General features: G+C 56.1%; 3 rRNA genes. All 3 read right to left on the bottom strand.

Annotation, left to right across the window (positions count from 1 at the left end):
• Nucleotides 1-8: 8 nt before the first annotated feature.
• The 3 genes from rrf to BST17_RS28380 all read right to left on the bottom strand — a co-directional run bounded on the left by rrf (nucleotide 9) and on the right by BST17_RS28380 (nucleotide 5,368).
• A 5S ribosomal RNA gene (gene rrf, locus BST17_RS28370) occupies nucleotides 9-121 on the bottom strand.
• Nucleotides 122-300: 179 nt separating this feature from the next.
• Nucleotides 301-3,425, bottom strand: a 23S ribosomal RNA gene (locus BST17_RS28375).
• 423 nt (nucleotides 3,426-3,848) lie between these two features.
• Nucleotides 3,849-5,368, bottom strand: a 16S ribosomal RNA gene (locus BST17_RS28380).
• Together the 16S, 23S and 5S rRNA genes form the textbook arrangement of a ribosomal RNA operon.
• Nucleotides 5,369-5,456 lie beyond the last annotated feature (88 nt).

Genomic DNA, 5,456 nt, shown 5'->3' on the forward strand with positions numbered 1-5,456 from the left:
TAATGTGTGTTCGGCGGTGTCCTACTTTTCCACCCTGTTGGGTAGTATCATTGGCGCTGGTAGGCTTAGCTTCCGGGTTCGGGATGGGACCGGGCGTTTCCCTGCCGCTATGGCCGCCGTAACTGTATTCACCCTTTTTTGGGCGCCCCACGCTGGGTGGGGAAATCTTTGTGTTTTGGTGGTGGAGTGTGTGAACCCTTTGTGGGGTTCTTGTGTCCGTTGTGGTGTGGTTGCGGGCGTCACGTTTGATGGTGCGTCTTTTTTTCTTACACGGTTTGTCTGTTACCCACCGGGGTGGGTGTGTGTAAGTTTTCGGCCGGTTAGTGCCAGTTCCCTGAACCTATTGCTAGGTGTGTAGGTCTGGTCTATCGATCCCGTGGTCTGCGGGGGGCCTTATCCCTCTAAAAGGGTGAGAAGCCTGGTCTTGGAAGAGGTTTCCCGCTTAGATGCTTTCAGCGGTTATCCTGTCCGAACGTAGCTATCCAGCAGTGCCCCTGGTGGGACAACTGGTAGACCAGAGGTTCGTCCGTCCCGGTCCTCTCGTACTAGGGACAGGTTTCCTCAAGCTTCTGACGCGCGCGGCGGATAGAGACCGAACTGTCTCACGACGTTCTAAACCCAGCTCGCGTGCCGCTTTAATGGGCGAACAGCCCAACCCTTGGGACCTGCTCCAGCCCCAGGATGCGACGAGCCGACATCGAGGTGCCAAACCATCCCGTCGATATGGACTCTTGGGGAAGATCAGCCTGTTATCCCCGGGGTACCTTTTATCCGTTGAGCGACACCCCTTCCACTCAGAGGTGCCGGATCACTAGTCCCGACTTTCGTCCCTGCTCGACATGTACGTCTCGCAGTCAAGCTCCCTTGTGCACTTACACTCAACACCTGATTGCCGTCCAGGTTGAGGGAACCTTTGGGCGCCTCCGTTACATTTTAGGAGGCAACCGCCCCAGTTAAACTACCCACCAGGCACTGTCCCTGAACCGGATATACGGTTCGAAGTTAGAGGCCCAATACGATCAGAGTGGTATTTCAACAACGACTCCACACACACTGGCGTGCATGCTTCACAGTCTCCCACCTATCCTACACAAACCGTATCGAGCACCAATACCAAGTTGTAGTGAAGGTCCCGGGGTCTTTTCGTCCTGCCGCGCGTAACGAGCATCTTTACTCGTAGTGCAATTTCGCCGAGTCTATGGTTGAGACAGTTGAGAAGTCGTTACGCCATTCGTGCAGGTCGGAACTTACCCGACAAGGAATTTCGCTACCTTAGGATGGTTATAGTTACCACCGCCGTTTACTGGGGCTTAAATTCTCCGCTTCACCCCGAAGGATTAACGGGTCCTCTTAACCTTCCAGCACCGGGCAGGCGTCAGTCCGTATACATCGTCTTGCGACTTCGCACGGACCTGTGTTTTTAGTAAACAGTCGCTTCTCACTGGTTTGTGCCACCCACTCCCGCTGCCGGCCGCAAGAGCCATGACGGTATGTGGGTCCCCCTTCTCCCGAAGTTACGGGGGCATTTTGCCGAGTTCCTTAACCATAGTTCACTCGTACGCCTTAGTATTCTCTACCTGACCACCTGTGTTGGTTTGGGGTACGGGCCGTGTGTGAGCTCGCTAGAGGCTTTTCTCGGCAGCATAGGATCACCGAATTCGCCTCACTCGGCTATGCATCACCTCTCAGACATATGAGTGACGGATTTGCCTATCACTCGTCCTACAGGCTTGCCCCAGTATTACCACTGACTGGTACGGCTACCTTCCTGCGTCACCCCATCGCTTGACTACTACCAGAGAAGGTCCCGCGCAGCCCCGTCAATCCTCACACCCGAAGGTGATCGGTAACGACGGTTTTGGGCGGTTAGTACCTCTGATTCATCATGGGCGCGCACACACGGGTACGGGAATATCAACCCGTTGTCCATCGACTACGCCTGTCGGCCTCGCCTTAGGTCCCGACTCACCCTGGGCGGACTGGCCTGCCCCAGGAACCCTTGGTCTTTCGGCGGGCAAGGTTCTCACTTGCCTTATCGCTACTCATGCCTGCATTCTCACTCCCACACCCTCCACAGCTCCATTACCAGGCTGCTTCACTGGGTGCAGGACGCTCCCCTACCCAACAACACTTACATGTTATTGCCGCGGCTTCGGCGGTGTGCTTGAGCCCCGCTACATTATCGGCGCACAATCACTTGACCAGTGAGCTATTACGCACTCTTTCAAGGGTGGCTGCTTCTAAGCCAACCTCCTGGTTGTCTTCGCGACTGCACATCCTTTTCCACTTAGCACACGCTTAGGGGCCTTAGCCGGCGATCTGGGCTGTTTCCCTCTCGACGCACGGAGCTTATCCCCCGCCGTCTCACTGCCACGCTTTCACTTACCGGCATTCGGAGTTTGGCTGACGTCAGTAACCTTGTGAGGCCCATCGGCCATCCAGTAGCTCTACCTCCAGTAAGAAACACGCAACGCTGCACCTAAATGCATTTCGGGGAGAACCAGCTATCACGGAGTTTGATTGGCCTTTCACCCCTACCCACAACTCATCCCCTCAGTCTTCAACCTAAGTGGGTTCGGGCCTCCACAACATCTTACTGCTGCTTCACCCTGGCCATGGGTAGATCACTCCGCTTCGGGTCCAGAACACACCACTACACCAACCCCTCTGGATTGGATACGCCCTATTCAGACTCGCTTTCGCTGCGGCTACCCCACACGGGTTAACCTCGCGACATGTCCCTGACTCGCAGGCTCATTCTTCAAAAGGCACGCCATCACCCCACTCAAAAGAGAAGGCTCTGACGGATTGTAGGCACACGGTTTCAGGTACTATTTCACTCCCCTCCCGGGGTACTTTTCACCATTCCCTCACGGTACTAATCCGCTATCGGTCATCAGGAAGTATTCAGGCTTACCGGGTGGTCCCGGCAGATTCACAGCAGATTTCACGGGCCCGCTGCTACTCGGGGAACAGTCTCACAACAGAGTGCATGTTTTCGCCTACGGGACTCTCACCCTCTACGACAGACCATCCCAGGCCCTTCGACTAACACACACTTTTCTCACTGTCGCCCAGCACGGCGGTGCTGAGAAGAAACGCCCCACAACCCCGCACACACAACCCCCGCCGGGTATCACATGCATACGGTTTAGCCATCCTCCGCTTTCGCTCGCCACTACTCACGGAATCACAATTGTTTTCTCTTCCTACGGGTACTGAGATGTTTCACTTCCCCGCGTTCCCCCCTGCACCCTATATATTCAGATGCAGGTAACACGACATCACTCGTGCTGGGTTTCCCCATTCGGACATCCTCGGATCCACGCTCGGTTGGCAGCTCCCCGAGGCATATCGCAGCCTCCCACGTCCTTCATCGGCTCCTGATGCCAAGGCATCCACCATGCGCCCTTAAACACTTACAACACAAAAAACCAGAAAAAGAAAAAAAGAAATTGCACATCAAACACACACAACAACACCCCCATCTCTGACGAGACCGGAGCCTTCTTGCGTGCTAGATGCTCGCAACCACTATCCACAAATCAAACACCACACCCCACCACCAAAGCAGGGCGACAACAGCAACCGCTCACCCCCGACCCAACGGTCAGACACTCACGGCCGGCAACCCCAATCTCCACAGAGCGAGGGTCCCGCTGGGCCTGTTGCCTCAAAGCCCAATAGTGTGTTCAGCGGCCAGCACCCCGGAAACCCCAGGGCGCCACCATGTTTGTTGTTGCACCAGACCCGCCTCCACTACAGAGGTCGAGCCATCCAACGAATCGCTCAAAGACACGGTGATCCACACGATGTGGGCCGGCTCCAAGTCTCGTGGTGCTCCTTAGAAAGGAGGTGATCCAGCCGCACCTTCCGGTACGGCTACCTTGTTACGACTTCGTCCCAATCGCCGATCCCACCTTCGACGGCTCCCTCCCACAAGGGGTTAGGCCACCGGCTTCGGGTGTTACCGACTTTCATGACGTGACGGGCGGTGTGTACAAGGCCCGGGAACGTATTCACCGCAGCGTTGCTGATCTGCGATTACTAGCGACTCCGACTTCACGGGGTCGAGTTGCAGACCCCGATCCGAACTGAGACCGGCTTTGAAAGGATTCGCTCCACCTCACGGCATCGCAGCCCTTTGTACCGGCCATTGTAGCATGTGTGAAGCCCTGGACATAAGGGGCATGATGACTTGACGTCATCCCCACCTTCCTCCGAGTTGACCCCGGCAGTCTCCTACGAGTCCCCGGCATAACCCGCTGGCAACATAGGACAAGGGTTGCGCTCGTTGCGGGACTTAACCCAACATCTCACGACACGAGCTGACGACAGCCATGCACCACCTGCACACAGGCCACAAGGGAACTGATATCTCTACCAGCGTCCTGTGCATGTCAAACCCAGGTAAGGTTCTTCGCGTTGCATCGAATTAATCCACATGCTCCGCCGCTTGTGCGGGCCCCCGTCAATTCCTTTGAGTTTTAGCCTTGCGGCCGTACTCCCCAGGCGGGGTACTTAATGCGTTAGCTACGGCACGGATCCCAAGGAAGGAAACCCACACCTAGTACCCACCGTTTACGGCGTGGACTACCAGGGTATCTAATCCTGTTCGCTCCCCACGCTTTCGCTCCTCAGCGTCAGTTACTGCCCAGAGACCCGCCTTCGCCACCGGTGTTCCTCCTGATATCTGCGCATTCCACCGCTACACCAGGAATTCCAGTCTCCCCTGCAGTACTCCAGTCTGCCCGTATCGCCCGCACGCCCACAGTTAAGCTGTGAGTTTTCACGAACAACGCGACAAACCACCTACGAGCTCTTTACGCCCAGTAATTCCGGACAACGCTCGGACCCTACGTATTACCGCGGCTGCTGGCACGTAGTTGGCCGGTCCTTCTTCTGCACATACCGTCACTTGCGCTTCGTCTGTGCTGAAAGAGGTTTACAACCCGAAGGCCGTCATCCCTCACGCGGCGTCGCTGCATCAGGCTTGCGCCCATTGTGCAATATTCCCCACTGCTGCCTCCCGTAGGAGTCTGGGCCGTATCTCAGTCCCAGTGTGGCCGGTCACCCTCTCAGGCCGGCTACCCGTCGTCGCCTTGGTAGGCCATTACCCCACCAACAAGCTGATAGGCCGCGGGCCCATCCCACACCGCAAAAGCTTTCCACCACCGACCATGAAGCCGATGATCATATTCGGTATTAGACCCAGTTTCCCAGGCTTATCCCAAAGTGCAGGGCAGATCACCCACGTGTTACTCACCCGTTCGCCACTCGAGCACCCCGAAGGGCCTTTCCGTTCGACTTGCATGTGTTAAGCACGCCGCCAGCGTTCGTCCTGAGCCAGGATCAAACTCTCCAAACAAAAACCCCCAGCACACAAAGCACCAGGCAGAATTCGAATCAGAAAAACCTGAACCAAACAAAAGACACCAAAAACTGGCATCAAAAAA

The sequence above is a fragment of the Mycolicibacterium bacteremicum genome, from assembly GCF_002086115.1.
GTDB classification, from domain to species: domain Bacteria; phylum Actinomycetota; class Actinomycetes; order Mycobacteriales; family Mycobacteriaceae; genus Mycobacterium; species Mycobacterium bacteremicum.